This is a genomic window from uncultured Bacteroides sp. (assembly GCF_902472605.1).
Classification (GTDB): Bacteria; Bacteroidota; Bacteroidia; order Bacteroidales; family Bacteroidaceae; genus Phocaeicola.
The window spans coordinates 1-15,437 of sequence record NZ_CABROP010000057.1 but is presented as its reverse complement, the minus strand read 5'-3'; the positions used below and the strand labels follow the sequence as shown (position 1 = coordinate 15,437).

The 15,437-nt window shown below is 48.1% G+C and carries 13 protein-coding genes and 1 tRNA gene; 6 read left to right on the top strand and 8 right to left on the bottom strand.

What is annotated here, in order from left to right; genetic code table 11:
* Positions 1 to 203 precede the first annotated feature (203 nt).
* The 3 genes from RDP42_RS11465 to RDP42_RS11455 are packed head-to-tail and all read right to left on the bottom strand — an operon-like array spanning position 204 to position 2,045.
* Positions 204 to 830, bottom strand: coding sequence for an outer membrane beta-barrel protein (locus RDP42_RS11465; protein ID WP_308763786.1), 627 nt, complete (start codon positions 828 to 830; stop codon positions 204 to 206).
* A gap of 23 nt (positions 831 to 853) precedes the next feature.
* A complete protein-coding gene (locus tag RDP42_RS11460; RefSeq protein WP_308763785.1) occupies positions 854 to 1,477 on the bottom strand; it encodes a DUF4136 domain-containing protein in 624 nt (207 codons plus the stop codon).
* Positions 1,478 to 1,493: 16 nt separating this feature from the next.
* Positions 1,494 to 2,045 (bottom strand): DUF4251 domain-containing protein, encoded by a 552-nt coding sequence (locus RDP42_RS11455; protein WP_308763784.1) that lies wholly within the window; start codon positions 2,043 to 2,045, stop codon positions 1,494 to 1,496.
* A 164-nt stretch (positions 2,046 to 2,209) separates the two neighbouring features.
* Between RDP42_RS11455 and RDP42_RS11450 the strand changes: the two genes are divergently transcribed.
* Positions 2,210 to 2,878 carry a hypothetical protein gene (locus RDP42_RS11450; RefSeq protein WP_308763783.1) on the top strand — a complete coding sequence of 223 codons (669 nt, stop codon included), beginning with the start codon at positions 2,210 to 2,212 and terminating at the stop codon, positions 2,876 to 2,878.
* Here RDP42_RS11450 and RDP42_RS11445 read toward each other — a convergent pair.
* The 4 genes from RDP42_RS11445 to RDP42_RS11430 form a co-directional block, all read right to left on the bottom strand.
* On the bottom strand, positions 2,841 to 3,470 hold the full coding sequence (locus RDP42_RS11445) for an epoxyqueuosine reductase QueH (RefSeq protein WP_308763782.1): 630 nt from the start codon (positions 3,468 to 3,470) through the stop codon (positions 2,841 to 2,843). The two genes, RDP42_RS11450 and RDP42_RS11445, sit on opposite strands and share 38 nt — an antisense overlap.
* 14 nt (positions 3,471 to 3,484) lie before the next feature.
* Positions 3,485 to 3,874 (bottom strand): MarR family winged helix-turn-helix transcriptional regulator, encoded by a 390-nt coding sequence (locus RDP42_RS11440; protein WP_148330845.1) that lies wholly within the window; start codon positions 3,872 to 3,874, stop codon positions 3,485 to 3,487.
* 3 nt (positions 3,875 to 3,877) lie between these two features.
* Positions 3,878 to 6,325, bottom strand: coding sequence for an FAD-dependent oxidoreductase (locus tag RDP42_RS11435; RefSeq protein ID WP_308763781.1), 2,448 nt, complete (start codon positions 6,323 to 6,325; stop codon positions 3,878 to 3,880).
* 133 nt (positions 6,326 to 6,458) lie between these two features.
* Positions 6,459 to 6,953 (bottom strand): GNAT family N-acetyltransferase, encoded by a 495-nt coding sequence (locus RDP42_RS11430; protein ID WP_303913024.1) that lies wholly within the window; start codon positions 6,951 to 6,953, stop codon positions 6,459 to 6,461.
* Between the two features lie 117 nt (positions 6,954 to 7,070).
* Here RDP42_RS11430 and RDP42_RS11425 point away from each other — a divergent pair.
* The 5 genes from RDP42_RS11425 to RDP42_RS11405 all read left to right on the top strand — a co-directional run bounded on the left by RDP42_RS11425 (position 7,071) and on the right by RDP42_RS11405 (position 13,159).
* Positions 7,071 to 7,144, top strand: a tRNA-Ala gene (locus RDP42_RS11425).
* Positions 7,145 to 7,225: 81 nt separating this feature from the next.
* The gene (locus tag RDP42_RS11420; protein ID WP_308763780.1) at positions 7,226 to 7,921 is read left to right on the top strand and encodes a response regulator transcription factor; all 696 of its coding nucleotides are present in this window, start codon (positions 7,226 to 7,228) and stop codon (positions 7,919 to 7,921) included.
* Entirely contained in the window at positions 7,918 to 9,288 is a 1,371-nt protein-coding gene (locus tag RDP42_RS11415) for a HAMP domain-containing sensor histidine kinase (RefSeq protein WP_308763779.1), read from the top strand. Before RDP42_RS11420 ends, RDP42_RS11415 begins: the two co-directional genes overlap by 4 nt.
* A gap of 179 nt (positions 9,289 to 9,467) precedes the next feature.
* The gene (gene mgtA / locus RDP42_RS11410) at positions 9,468 to 12,116 is read left to right on the top strand and encodes a magnesium-translocating P-type ATPase (RefSeq protein ID WP_374046981.1); all 2,649 of its coding nucleotides are present in this window, start codon (positions 9,468 to 9,470) and stop codon (positions 12,114 to 12,116) included.
* On the top strand, positions 12,113 to 13,159 hold the full coding sequence (locus tag RDP42_RS11405; RefSeq protein ID WP_308763778.1) for a carbohydrate porin: 1,047 nt from the start codon (positions 12,113 to 12,115) through the stop codon (positions 13,157 to 13,159). The genes mgtA and RDP42_RS11405 overlap by 4 nt, the downstream gene beginning before the upstream one ends.
* A gap of 7 nt (positions 13,160 to 13,166) precedes the next feature.
* Here the strand turns inward: RDP42_RS11405 and RDP42_RS11400 are convergent, their stop codons facing one another.
* The gene (locus RDP42_RS11400; protein WP_308763777.1) at positions 13,167 to 15,227 is read right to left on the bottom strand and encodes a beta-N-acetylhexosaminidase; all 2,061 of its coding nucleotides are present in this window, start codon (positions 15,225 to 15,227) and stop codon (positions 13,167 to 13,169) included.
* Between the last annotated feature and the right edge of the window lie 210 nt (positions 15,228 to 15,437).

Below are 15,437 nucleotides of genomic sequence, written 5' to 3'. Positions count from 1 at the left end.
TTAGGACGCAAGATTTTCATTCTTGAAAGGGGGGTTCGATTCCCCCACGGGCTACTGAAAAGCTGTCTCAATTCTTGAGGCGGCTTTTTTCATGCCCACAAGAATGATGCCGACAATAAAAAAGGTGCCGAAGGCTACCACCTTCAAGCACCTCTCTTGTGAATCAATAAATATGACAATTATTTATACTCCGTCAATTTCCTTTAGAAGATGACACCCAAGCGGAAACCTGCCTGATTCTGTCCTTCCACATCGAAAGTCAGCGTCTGTGTCTTGTTCGTAGCATAGCTGTAATAACCGGCTACGTGGAATCCCCACTTCTTTCCTGTAGGATAAATCTTCACACCGATTTCAGGAGATACATAAAATCCCCAAGACTTATCGTACACACCTCCCGTACCGAAATAAGTGGTATAACGGGCAAACATGGTACCCGCCTTCACCCCGATATACGGCTTCACATAGCGGTTGGTTGAAAGATTGTATGCTCCCATCACCCCAAACGGAATCTGAAAAGCCGAACGCTGCTGGTCGGTAGTCAAAGATTCCGTGGGAGACAATGACAGGGTCTGCCGCCCCACATACTGATGATTGGTATGATAGGAAGCAAACACGCCCACTTCCCAACGAGGGGTCAATTCATATCCCAATTCAAAGTTCATTCCCCATCCGCTCAGCTTGTCTGCAAAATTGGTGGAGAAAGGAGCATTCATCTGCCAGTCAATCTTCAAGGTAGTCTTGCTGACATCATATTGCGAAAACCCTTTTACAGCTACTCCAAGGCACATAAAGGTCACCATCGCTATTCTTTTCAATATATTTATCTTCATTTGAAATTCCTCCTCTTAGTAGTTTAATTGACCGATTTGATATAAGGTGACTGCTCAAAGGCCTGAACTACTGCATTCTGCAACAAGCCTTGATTGAACCGTCCGCTATACTGGAATCCAGACGCACTGGCATACCAGACTACCGGAAGATTCTTTGATGAACTATCTGTCCCAGCTGAAAGATCCACCATCTCCATTACCAGCGTATTCGTATTGTAAGAATAAGTGACAGGATACGGATAATACCATCCAGACCACGGTCCCCAGAAACCATAGTCCCACCAGCCACCCCAGTATCCTCCGGTAGTTACCTGAGTGGTCTGAGCCACGTAAGAAAGCTGTACGCCTACACTGGCCTCATCCTTTTTCTCCGGGTCAAGGATACGGGTATATCCACGGTTGTTCATTTCTTCGGCCACTTCATTCAGAATTGCTTTCGCATTCTCATCTTTCCAGTAAGTGGCACGATGTCCACCTGCCTCCAAAATGCTGTCGGGCAAAAAGTAAGTTTTATAACTACCAAAGTCGGCATCCTTATCATAATCGGTGTACACCACCAGATCCGCATCCAGTTTGTTCATGTCAGGGTCTTTCTCACAAGCCGACAACCCTAACAGCAGACACGCAAAAAATAAGATTTTTCTCATACTACATTCCAATTTATTAAAGTGAACGTCCCTTGAATACAGAACTCTTAGAAGCGGGCAGTATCACTCCGTTCAACGTCAGACGATTAGAGTTAAAATTCGGTGAAATAGTCACAGTAGCACTGTTTGTACCTTTCGGCATGCTAATATCCAGCCGGGCCGAAATGCCTATCCCCATCACATTCATGGAAAGATAAGTAGTACCCTTCTTATCGGTTTTCACCTCATAGGAAGACACTTTGCCATCCACTGTCACGCCGCCCAGACCATTAGGTCCTGCTGCCGGAATGTTAAACGCTACCTGCACCACTGCATTTTCTCCATCTACCGATACAAAGTTGGTGTTCGAAGTCACATAGGCTGTCTGCCCGTACTTGAATACTACCTGATCGGCTTCCAGCGTAAATTTCTTCGCATTGATAGCTTCCACAGCTTCCACATGCTGGATACTGTCGATTTTTTCCTGGAGCGCCTTCTTCTCTGCTTTTGTCAATTCTACTTCTTGAGCCTGGATATGTCCGGCCATTAAGGCCAAAGCACATATCAAAATTGATACTAATTTTCGCATAATCTCTCGTTTTAAAGTTTACAACTAATAAACAAACGGATCGCATTTTTGCTGCATGCTATCCGCTTAAAAAAGTATAATATATACCTCTGTTTTCAAATAAAATTATTATCTTTAAAATATATAAAGATATAATATATCAGCTAACCTTAAAAAAATGAACTATGACACACCTCAGCGAAATTACCCTATTGATTGCTGTCATTGCACTGGCCCTCTGGCCCATCGCACTGTTCATCTTGCGTTTCTGGCGTGAACGTCGCAAACAGCTGGAACATATTGAGAGAATGACAAAGGACGAACTGGACGATATCACCACAAAAGACCTCGTCATCAGTGTGCTGAAGAAAATAGGCTGCCAACCGAAGGTGAACGAGGAAAATCACATCACCTTTCAATATCAGGGAGATGATTTCTACATCGCGGCTGAAGAGGAAAACCGGTTTATCATGATCTGGAATCCCTGGTGGGGCTCCATCAATGCGGACAATGAAGCTTTACCTTATTTAAAAGAAATCATCAACTTGGCCAATGTGAACTCACTGGTCACCACCGTATATATGGCCGATGAGGATGAAAAGACTATCGGACTGCATTCCCGTTGCCACACATTTTTCTCGCCCAACGAAGGAGAATTGGAAGAACACATGAAAATGCTGCTCGACTATTTCTTTGACATGCACAATGTGATCAAGGACAACCTGAACCAGCTGGGACAGGCCGCCATCAATGAAGAGGAAAAGAAAGAGCGCGTAAAAGTGAAAGGCTTCTCTGCCTACAAAGACAACACCATGCCTATTGAGCCGAAGAAGGAAGCGGACAAGAAGGAGTAGCTGCCTCGTCACTGGACTTGCGCATACTGAACTCACAGCCGCAGTACTGCTGGTTGTAGAAATTATATTCCTTGATAATGGCAATGCGACGCTCGCTGAGTCCTCCCTTGCGCCAGTTCTGCTCCCACCAGGTCACATCCGGATAGGCCTCTACCGCCCAACGTCCGGCTTCATTAATCTGATCCAGACTCTTCCAGCGTGAGGAAGCCAAAGTAGTGGTTATCACCGAAAAGCCGTGTTCATGGGCATAGCGGGCCGTATCGGCCAAACGCATCTTGAAACATTTCAGGCAACGCCCACCCCGCTCTGGTTCATTTTCCAGTCCGGCTACCGTGCAGCGCCAGGCTTCGTGGTCATAATCCGCATCCACAATCTCCAGCCCCAGCGACTGGGCATAACGGGTACACTCATCCTTGCGGATGTTGTATTCCTCCAGCGGATAGATGTTCGGATTGCAATAATAAATGGTAGGACGCACCCCATGCTGCATCAGACATTCAATAATGGCCGATGAACAAGGTGCACAGCAGGTATGCAGCAACACTTTGTCTGCCCCACCGGGTACTTCCAGTTCAAATTTTTTCTTTTTCATCGCTTTCTCCCTTTTTATGCACACGATTCAGACGATTCATCCGTATAGGCCGCAAACAACGGCTGAAGGATTTCAGGCACCTCCACTCCTTCATCGCGTATGCCTTTCAGGCAACGGTACGCCTCGTCGGTCAACGAAAAATACATCTCCCGCTTGTCCTTTTCTCCTAAGGTACGCACCAGCAGGTTGCGTTCTTCCACGGCCCGAATCACCTTCGAAGCATGCGAAGGAGTCAGTCCGGTACGCTCCACAATCGTGCGGGCTGCCACTTGTTCCTTGCCGATGGCACACAGCACCATGGCCTCGTTCAAAGACACTCCATGCGCCTGCAGCAAGTGCGATTCAAGATCAGAGAGAGCCCGGAAGAGCTCTCTCATCACACAGATACATTTTATTTTTTCCATACGTTAAATAAACAGATTGACATTGGCTTCCTCGGCACGGTCCATATAAGTGGCTACTCCACCAATGGTCACATTGTCCAGCAATTCCTCCTTCTTGACGCCCATCACATCCATCGACATCTGGCAAGCAATAAACTCTACTCCGTTGTCAATAGCCTGCTGACGGAGTGACTCCAACGAATCGATGCCTTTCTTCTGCATGATGTAACGCATCATCTTCGAACCCATACCGCCCATGTTCATCTTCGAGAGCTTCAGTTTCCGCGAACTGGAGGGAAGCATCATGCCGAACATCTTTCCGAAGAGGTCTTTCTGTACCGCCGGTTTCCGTTCCTTCTTAATGGCATTCAGCCCCCAGAAGGTAAAGAAAATAGTCACTTTCTTTCCGGTAGCCGCCGCGCCGTTAGCCAGCACAAAGGTAGCCAAAGTTTTGTCAAGGTCATCGCTGAAAAGAATGAAAGTTTTCCCCTTCTCTTCCGGTGCCCGGCGGACAGCCTCCATAGCGCAGGCCGTAGCCTTCTCTACCAATACTTTATAGATTCCTCCTTCCGACTTCGAAGACAGGAAACGGTTTCCGGTAGTACGGCACCACGCTTCTGCATCACGCGGAAAACCTGCATCCGTGGCATGAATCTCCATCTGTTCCCCGGCTTTCAGTTCTTCCATTCCTTTTTTCAATCGCAAAATCGGACCCGGACACTGGATGCCGCAAGCATCGACCACGTGTACCTTCTTGCAATCCGTGGTTCCTTCGGCCGTGTCACAAGAGCAAACCACCTCGCATGCCTCATCCGGCTGACAAACTGGAGTAACTGCCGCATTGTAGGTCTTGATACCTCCAATCAGGTTACGTACATCCTTGTAGCCATTGTCTTTCAAGATGTTGGATGCCAGATACCCGCGCAATCCCACACCACAGTACAGGAACACCGGCTTGTCCGACGGAATCTCCTTCATCCGCTGACGCATCTCATCCAAAGGTACATTGACCGCTCCGGCAATGTGGCCCAATTCATATTCGTCTTTCGTACGGACATCGACCAAGGTCACCTTCGTCAAATCGGCCTGCTGCAATTCTCTCCAGTAAAGCGGAGTCATCTTGCCGCTCAAGATGTTTCCAGCTACATAGCCTGATACGGCTACCGGATCTTTGGCAGAAGAGAAAGGAGGTGCATAGGCATGTTCCAGTTGCATCAAATCATAAACCGTACCTTTCTGCTTGATGACCAGCGCATATTCATCAATGCGTTTGTCCACCCCATTGTATCCCACAATCTGTGCCCCGTACAACCGACCGTCTTCCGGAGAGAAGGTGATCTTGATGTCCATCTGCAAAGAACCCGGATAGTATCCGGCATGAGAACCGGAATGGATGGTAGCCGACAAGTATGGAATGCCGAAAGTTTTCAAGCGCTTGGCCGGAAGCCCGGTAGAAGCCACGGTCAAATCGAACACTTTGGCAATGGCCGTACCAATGGAACCTTCATATTTCACTTTATTGCCGAAAGTCATATTATCGGCCACAATACGTGCCTGACGGTTGGCCGGACCTGCCAGGAAATTCAGCCAAGGCTTACCCGTAATCGGATGCGGATATTCAATGGCATCACCTACTGCATAAACTGACTCATCGGAAGTCTGCAAGTATTCATTCACGTAGATGCCCTTCATTTCACCTAACTTCAATCCGGCTTCCACGGCCAGACGAGTCTCTGCCCGTACACCGATGGAAAGAATCACCATCTGAGCCTCGGTCTGCAAGCCCGACTGGAACTTCACCAACAATCCGGATGCCGTCTTTTCAAAGGCAGCTACCGCCTGCTTCAAGTATAGCTTGACACCCTTCTGCTGCAGATGAGTGTGTACCAAAGCCGCCATGGAGAAATCCACCGGTCCCATCACCTGGTCGGCCATTTCCACCACTGACACCTCAATGCCTGCATGATGCAGGTTCTCGGCCATCTCCAATCCGATGAAACCACCTCCTACAATGACAGCTTTCTTCACTTCGTGTCCTTGCATGTAATTCTTGATACGGTCGGTATCTGCCACATTCCGCAGAGTAAAGATTCCTTCATTGTCAATTCCGGGCAGAGGGGGACGAACCGGAGAAGCTCCCGGAGAAAGCAACAGCTTGTCGTAAGTTTCGGTGTACTCCTTTCCGTCCGCAGTACGTACCTTCACTTCCTTACGGGCTGTATCGATAGCCGTCACTTCCGAACGTACCCGTACATCAATACGAAAACGGGTAGAAAAAGCTTCAGGAGTCTGCACAAACAAACGGTTACGGTCCTGAATCACTCCCCCTATATAATAAGGTAAACCACAATTGGCATAAGAGATGTATTCCCCGCGTTCAAACAAAATGATTTCGGCCTTTTCCGTGTTTCTCCGAATACGGGCAGCTGCTGTGGCTCCACCTGCTACCCCACCTACAATGACATACTTCATATTAATCTATTTTCTTTGTTATTATTTTCTATTGGAAACTATTTGCAAAGAAAAGAAATAATCAAGAAAAGAATAAATTTCCAATGGAAAATATTCTACAATTAAGGATTATTAAGAAGTCAGCGAGAAATTCTTACGCCAGTTTCTGATAAGCCAAGCGAGGAGTGCCGTTACTGATATAAATAATACCACAATATACAAAGCCCATGGATTGCACCAAATTCTGCATCACCTTGTTATCGGCATGCGTATCAATCCGCAAACAGGGCCATTGACGGAAACACCAGTCGATACACAGTTTTCCGATTCCATGGCAAGAGCCGTCGGAAGCCAGACGATGAATCACATAATAAGGAGAATCATCCTTCCACTCTCCGCCCTCAATATAGGCATACGTAGGGTCGGGACCTTGAATGAAACAGAAGGTGGCCACTGCCTTTCCTTCTTCCGTCACACACACATAACAATGTGAAGCCTCTATTTCTTTCTGTATCAGTTCACGCTGCGGATAACCGTTAATCCACTGATTCGGATTTCCCGTACGACACATAAAACGACGGGCTTCTTCAAATATTTCCATCAAACGGTCCAAATCTGCCAATGAGGCCTTGCGTATCTGTAAATCCATAAATCTCCTTCTTTACGTAAATCTACACAAAACTAATGGTTTTCTTTCGTTTTCCAGACGAATATGCTTGGTTTTTTAAAATATTATTGTACCTTTGTCACGCTTTCAAGCAATAATGGGGCATTAGCTCATCTGGCTAGAGCGTTTGACTGGCAGTCAAAAGGTGGCAGGTTCGAGTCCTGTATGCTCCACATTTCCTTTCCCACACCGTGGAAATTTTCCCTTGATAACTCACAAACAAACCTTGTCTATCTTACCACCCAGACATTATTATGTACAGCATTTTAATCATAGAAGACGATAAAAGGGTGGCCGACCTCCTGAAAGCCGGATTGGAAGAAAATGGTTATACCACCTTCGTGGCATACGACGGTGCCATGGGACTCCGACTTTTCCAGTCGCATGCTTTCCAACTGGTCATTTCAGATATCATTCTCCCCAAGCTGGACGGATTCGAGCTTTGCAAGGAAATACGCAAACTCAATGCACAGATTCCCATCCTCATGCTGACGGCCCTCGGTTCCACGGATGACAAGCTGGATGGATTCGATGCCGGAGCAGATGATTACATGGTGAAACCGTTCGATTTCAGGGAACTGAATGCCCGCATAAAAGTACTGCTAAAGCGGAAAAGCGAAGCGGAGAGTCCGGCTTCTCCTCCCGATAAACTGAATTACAAGGATCTGCAAGTAGACACCAGCCGCAGGGAAGTCACCCGCCAAGGTATTCCTATCCGTCTCTCCCCCAAAGAATACAACCTGCTGACCTACATGGTACAGCACCCGGAAAGAGTCATCAGTCGGGTGGAAATAGCCGAAAAGGTATGGAATACCCACTTCGATACCGGTACCAATTTCATCGATGTATATATCAACTACTTACGCAAGAAAATAGACAAAGACTTCGACACCAAGCTGATTCACACCAAACCCGGAATCGGATTCATTCTTACCGACGAAAAGCCATGAAAATAAAGACCACCCTGACACTCAAAAACACCGGAGTCATAGCCGTGGTATTTCTGTTGTGCATGTGCCTGATCTATCTGGTCAGCGAACACATCCGGAGCAACACATTCTTCCACAACCTGAAAAGTGAGGCGGTGACCAAAGCACACCTTTTCCTGCAAGACCAGGTAGATGCCCGCATCATGCAGTCCATCTATCTGAACAACAAAGAGTTTATCAATGAAGTGGAAGTGGCGGTCTATACCCCTGACTTCCGCATGCTTTACCACGATGCCGTCGAGAATGACATCATCAAGGAAAGTCCGGAAATGATCCGTCACATTCTTCACGAAAAAGAAATAGAATTCCACATCGGGAAGTATCAGGCCATCGGGATGGTCTATCCTTTTCAAGGCAAGGACTACATTGTGACCGCTGCTGCTTACGACGGTTACGGCCACACCAACCTGCTGGAACTCCAAAAGACCTTAATTATTCTGTTTTTCTTCGGACTGCTGCTATTGTTCGTGACCTGTTATTTCCTTGTACGAGCTTCTTTAAAGCCTATTCGGGAAATCGTAAGGGAAGTAGAGAATATCACGGCTTCCCATATCGACCGCCGATTACCGGTGAGAAACGAGAAAGACGAACTCGGAGAACTGAGCCTGGCTTTTAATGACCTGCTGGAACGACTGGAAATTTCATTCAATGCACAGAAGATGTTTGTCAGCAACGTATCCCACGAGATGAGAACGCCGTTAGCTGCCCTGATGGCGGAACTGGATTTGGCCTTGCAAAAGGAACGGACCGAAGCTCAATACCGCCAAGCCATGCAAAACGTATTACAGGATGCACGACGCATGACCAAACTGATTGACGGACTCCTCAATCTAGCCAAGGCGGATTACCAGAAAGAGCAAATCAAGATGCACGAAATCCGGCTCGACGAACTGCTGCTGGATACCCGGGAACTGATTCTGCGGGCCCACCCGGAATACCACATCGAACTGATTTTCGAACAGGAAGATGCCGAAGACGACCGGATGATTACCGTCATGGGCAACTCCTACCTGCTGAACATCGCCTTTGCCAATCTGATTGAAAACAACTGCAAGTATTCGGAAAACAAATCCTCCTTCGTCCAAATCTCCTATTGGGACAAATGGGCGATTGTCCGCTTGTCCGACAATGGAATTGGCATATCGGACAAGGAAAAAGAGCAGATTTTCACCTTATTCTACCGAGGGGAACAAGACAAACAGACAGAAGGACACGGCATCGGCATGGCACTTGCCCAAAAGATTATCGGACTTCACCAAGGACATCTTGCCGTACATTCCAAGCAAGGAGAAGGCACGACCTTCACCATTGAACTGCCTCATATCTAAAAGTTCCTTTTTCAGCTTCCACACCACACTATCAGAACAATGGCCGGAAACAACCGGCAGAATTCTAATAGTTTTCTAATACCACTCTAATTATCCTCTAACAGGCCCTGCCAAGAGTATCGCTTACTTTTGCCGTGCGAAAAGGAAATAGAGTAATCACCCCTACGAATTAAGGTATTATGTGGAAAAGAAGAAAAAGTAAGGAAACAAGCACATTCAATGCGGAAAAGGTATTTTTGGCAGCCACCCAGCCCCTCAACACCGTATGCAATTATTTCCAGACCAGCAAAAACGGACTGACCTCCGAAGAAATCGAGAACCGGCAGTCCATCTATGGAAAGAATGAGGTAGCACACGAGCAAAAGAAGAATCCGGTTTCCACCTTCATCAAGGCCTTCATCAACCCTTTCATTGGCGTACTGACCGTGCTGGTGGTCATTTCTTTCGTACTCGACGTCTTGCTGGCCAATCCCGGCGAGCAGGATTGGACGGCCATCTTCATCATCCTGACGATGGTGATTGCCAGTACCATCCTCCGCTTCTGCCAGGAATGGAAAGCCAACGCTTCGAGCGAAGCTTTGCTCAAGATGGTCACGAACACCTGCTACGTGAGACGTGCCGGCCAGCACGATGAAGAAATCAACATCACAGAACTGGTGCCGGGGGATATTGTCATGATTGCTGCCGGCGACATGATACCCGCCGACCTCCGCATCATCGAAGCAAAAGACTTGTTTGTCAGCCAGTCCTCCTTGACAGGAGAATCGGATCCGATTGAAAAGCGTCCGGAAACGAATACGAACAAACACCGCAAAGGCAGTGTCATAGAACTGGAAAACATCTGTTTCATGGGCTCCAACGTAGTCAGCGGTTCGGCCACCGGCATTGTCATTGCCACTGGAAACGATACTTACCTGGGCACCATTGCCCGCAGCATTGCCGGACACCGTGCTGCCACTGCCTTCGACAAAGGAATCAGCAAAGTCAGCTTCCTGCTCATACGCTTCATGCTCATCATGATTCCCTTCGTGTTTCTGGTCAACGGAGTGACCAAAGGCGACTGGCTGGAAGCTTTTATCTTTGCCGTATCGGTAGCCGTGGGCCTCACGCCGGAGATGCTTCCGATGATTGTAACGGCCAACCTTGCCAAAGGAGCCGTAGCCATGTCCAAGAAAAAGACCATCGTAAAAGACTTGAATGCCATTCAGAACTTCGGGGCTATGAACATTCTCTGTACCGACAAAACCGGTACCCTCACCTGTGACCAGATTGTATTGGAAAAATACATCAATGCTGACGGGAGCAGCGATGAAAGCCGCCGTATTCTGCGTCATGCCTATTTCAACAGTTTCTTCCAGACCGGATTGAAAAATCTGATGGACAAGGCCATCCTGTCGCACGTCAAGGAACTGTCATTGGAATACCTGAAAGACAACTATGTCAAGGTAGACGAAATACCGTTCGATTTCACCCGGCGGAGAATGTCGGTCGTGGTGGAAGACCGACAAGGGAAACGACAGATTATCACCAAAGGTGCCGTAGAAGAGATGCTGGCCATCTGCTCACATGCCGAATTCGACGGAGAGGTACATCCCATGACGGAAGCCCTGAAAGACAAGGCACATCGTATCATCGAGCAGATGAACAAGCAAGGCATGCGGGTCATTGCCGTAGCACAAAAAAGCTACCTCGACAAAGCGTGCGACTTCTGTGTGGAAGATGAAAAAGAGATGGTACTGATTGGCTATCTGGCCTTTCTCGATCCCCCCAAACCATCGGCGGCCAAGGCCATACAGCAATTGCATGAACACGGGATTGAGGTCAAAATCTTGTCTGGAGACAACGATGCCGTGGTGCGTACCATCGCCCGGCAAGTGGGTATCAACACTACCAACGCGCTCAGCGGCCCTCAACTGGCCGACTTGGATGAGGAGGAAAAGATGAAAGCAGTGCGCGAGACGACCGTCTTCTCCAAACTGACTCCCGTACAGAAAACGGAAATCATCACCCTTCTCCAAGCACAGCAAAATACCGTCGGCTTCTTAGGCGACGGTATCAACGATGCGGCCGCCCTCCGCCAGTCGGACATCGGTATCTCGGTCGACTCAGCTGTAGACATCGCCAAGGAAAGTGCCGACATCATCCTGCTGGAGAAGAGCCTGATGGTATTGGAAGACGGGGTACTGGAAGGAAGAAAGACCTTCGGCAACATCACCAAATACATCAAGATGACCGCCAGTTCCAATTTCGGCAACATGTTCAGTGTCATGGCAGCCAGTGCTTTCCTGCCCTTCCTGCCCATGCTTCCCATTCATCTGCTGATTCAGAACCTGCTGTATGATATTTCGCAGTCTACCATCCCCTTCGACCGGATGGATGCGGAATACCTCCGGAAACCCCGGAAATGGGACGCCTCCGACCTGAGCCGCTTCATGATTTTCATCGGTCCCATCAGTTCCATCTTCGACATCATCACTTATCTGGTGATGTGGTTCGCCTTCGGCTGCCAGAGCATAGAGCATCAGACCCTTTTCCAGTCCGGATGGTTCATCGAAGGCCTGCTGTCGCAAACACTGATTGTACACATGATACGTACGCGGAAAGTGCCGTTCATACAAAGCCGTGCCTCCTGGCAGGTAACCGGACTGACCCTGCTCATCATGGCTACCGGTATCCTGATTCCCTTCACCCCGTTTGGGACCTCCATCGGTCTGGAAGCTTTGCCTGCAAGCTATTTCCCCTGGCTGTTCGGCATCCTGCTCTCCTACTGCGTACTGACACAACTGATTAAGAACTGGTACATCCATCGTTTCACCAAATGGTTATGACAAAACTTATCAAATACATACTGGTCATTGCAACGGTATCCCCCTGCCGTTGCTTTGCCCAGGAACTCCTGATAAATTATACCACTGAACTGCAGAGCGATTTCAAAAAAGGATGTAACTGGGTGAATTTGTTACGGTTGGATTTTTCCACTCCACTAAGCCCGTCTGCCATCCTTGAAGCAGCTACCCTCAGCACAGCAAAGACCCGAACCGAGTCTTTGGCCAACGATTTGCAGACCTTTTCCAACATCGAAGAAGATAATCATCCGCTGGCCGTGGCCATACTGGGCATCCGGCAGCCAATGGGAAACTCCAGCCTGTTCATCGGCATCCGTAACCTAAACGAAGACTATTTCACTTCGCCGGCCACAGCCCTGTTCACCAACAGCTCATGCGGCATCTTTCCCACCTTGTCGGCCGATTATCCCATAGCCAACTATCCGGTGTCTTCCATGGGAATACACTACGAGCTGAAACATGCTCAATGGAGCCTGCAAGCCTCTTTGTATAACGGGAAAGGCTCCTATCGCTTTACAGGAAAAGAAAATGTATTCCGTTTCTGCCCGCAGCACGACGGGATACTCTGTCTTACCTCATTCAACTATCGGCATCATGACAGCAATTATCACATGGGCTTTGCTTTACATAGCGGGGTGTATCGGAATTATGCAGAAGGAGATACGGAACAAGCATCAAAAAAAGAAAAGAAAGAAATCCGGAAAATAATCTGGGGATATGCAGAACAGTCAATCACTCCCCACCTGCAAATCCTCTTACAGGTTTCTGCCCAGTGGCACGCCAGCCAAGGATGCAAACACTATGCCGGAGCAGGCCTTGTATGGCAATGTGGAAAAACAGAAGGCGGACTATTCACCGATTATGCCCGATTCTCCCATTCACACGAATGGGCCAGTGAATTCACTTGGAAAATTCCCTGCCTAGGCAAAGGGTTCATACAGCCCACCTTGCATCTGATTCATCAGCCGGAAGCACACTACCTGATTGGTTTGTTGCGCTTCGGGTACGTGCTTCCGGCCCTCTGATATAGAATTATTTCACTACAATCTCGTCGGTAAACAAGAATCCACCGGCTTCGGGATTGATGTCAGCCTGTACCCGCACGTAACGAGCCTCGCAAGTACCCTCCCATGCATAATTCTGGATAGTCAGCTTTTCATCCGTGATAGGCAGTGTCGTCGTAATCGTCTTCAACAGCGTATATTCCTTTCCGTCTTCCGAAACCAGGAAGCTGACCTTCTGCGGCAGAAACACACCCGGACCAATCAATTGCATGAAATCAATGGAAACCTGGCGGATAGGCTGTGATTTCTCCAAATCCACCACCGCGTCCATTCCCTTTCCAAGGAATCCCTGCCAACGCAAATCGGTATAGACCCATCCCCCATGGATACCGTTGGTCAATGCTCCGTCTCCTCCTGCCGGGTAGTAATCCGCCGCATAAGGCCGCAGATACTCTACCTTCTTACCTTTTGCCAGATGGTTGTCGACACTCAGTGCCTCCGGACGGTTGCCCACTTCATTCTTTAAGTCAAAAGTATTGTATCCTAATGAATCCAGTACCTCCACTTCCTGCAAAGCCTCCGCATGAAAACGCTTCCAGTCCTTCCGTTCCGGATTGGTCCAAGCCACTTCGGCCAAGGCCAGCAAACGAGGATAAATCATGTATTCCGTATGCTCCGGCGTAGACAAATATTCCGTCCATACATTTCCTTGAACTCCCCACACACAATCCAGCTTATCTGCCGGGAAAGCCGGGGTTACAGGCTCATAAGAATATACCTTTTCCAACGGAAGATACCCTCCAATGGCTTCCGGTTGCGTGCGCGGCGCATCCTGATAACTGTCAAAATAGCAATAGGCACCCGGCGACAGAATCGTGCGCAGCCCTCTTTTTACCGACTCGGCTCCTTTGTCCTCCCCACGCCACACGGTCACAGCCGAAGTTTCATCCAATTCGCCAGTTAGTATTTCGTCCCAACCAATCATCTTGCGACCGTTCTCCCGTAAGAACTTTTCAATTCTTGAAACAAGGTATTCCTGCAGTTCACCTTCTTCTTTCATCCCTTCTTCCTTCATCCGTGCCTGACAGTCAGGACATTGTTTCCAATGGTTCGTGCTGGCCTCATCCCCTCCGATATGAATGTATTCCGACGGGAAAAGCGCCATCACTTCCTTCAGTACATCGGTCAAGAAAGTGTAAGTCAATTCTTTTCCAGGGCAAAACTCGCCCCCGGGCTTCAAATCACCCCCACAAGCCAACTGTGGGAGAGCTGCCAGCACTTCCTCGGAGTGAGCTGGCATCTCAATCTCCGGAATCACCGTAATATGACGCTGACGGGCATATTCCACAATCTCTTTCACATCTTCCTGCGTATAGTATCCTCCGGAAGCCCCCGGCGCATCCTGACGGCAATATGTACGGCCACCGTTCCACCAACTTTTCCAATCCGGGAAAGGACGATAAGCCGTTTCACGCGTCAGTTCCGGATATTTCTTGATTTCAATCCGCCATCCGGCACCGTCTGTCAAGTGCCAATGAAAGCGGTTTAATTTGTAACGGGCCAGTGCATCCAACTGCTTCTTGACAAATTCTTTGGTATAAAAATGACGTGACACGTCCAAATGCATGCCTCGGTATGCAAAACGCGGTGTATCCTCGATGGTCACTTCCGGCAACAGGAAGGTATTGTTTCCCGCCGGCTGTACCAACTGATTCATCGACTGAAAAGCATAGAACAAACCGGAAGCAGAAGTTGCCTCCACTTGAATCCCCTTTTTCGTCACTTCCAACCGATAGGCTTCCTCCTTCATCTGCGACTGTTTCGGACTGAGCAATTTAAACACAATATCCGTCTTCCCCCTTTTTTTATAAGTCAATGCAAAAGGAGACTGACCGACATACTTTACAAAATCTTCCTTATCCGTCCCTTTCAGGTTGCATGAAAAAGAAGCATTTTTCTGAAGAACAAAATGACCATCACCTACCGCCATCTGTTGAGGATAAGGAATGACATAACTTTCCGATACAGAAGAAGCCACGGCCGAAAACGCCATCGCCACAAAGAAATAAAGGAATAACAAGGGGTTCATCTGTTGATTGTTTTATAAGGATTTACAAATGTTTTTAAAGTTAACCATTTCCACGTTAAAAAGCAAATAAGAAAAAACATTTCTCCAGCCGATGCTTCCAACGGGCAAAAAAAATCCTCGTAAAACCTTGATTTTACGAGGACTAGTAAAACTTCGCGGAGAGACAGGGATTCGAACCCCGGGTACCTCGCAGTACAACGGTTTTCAAGA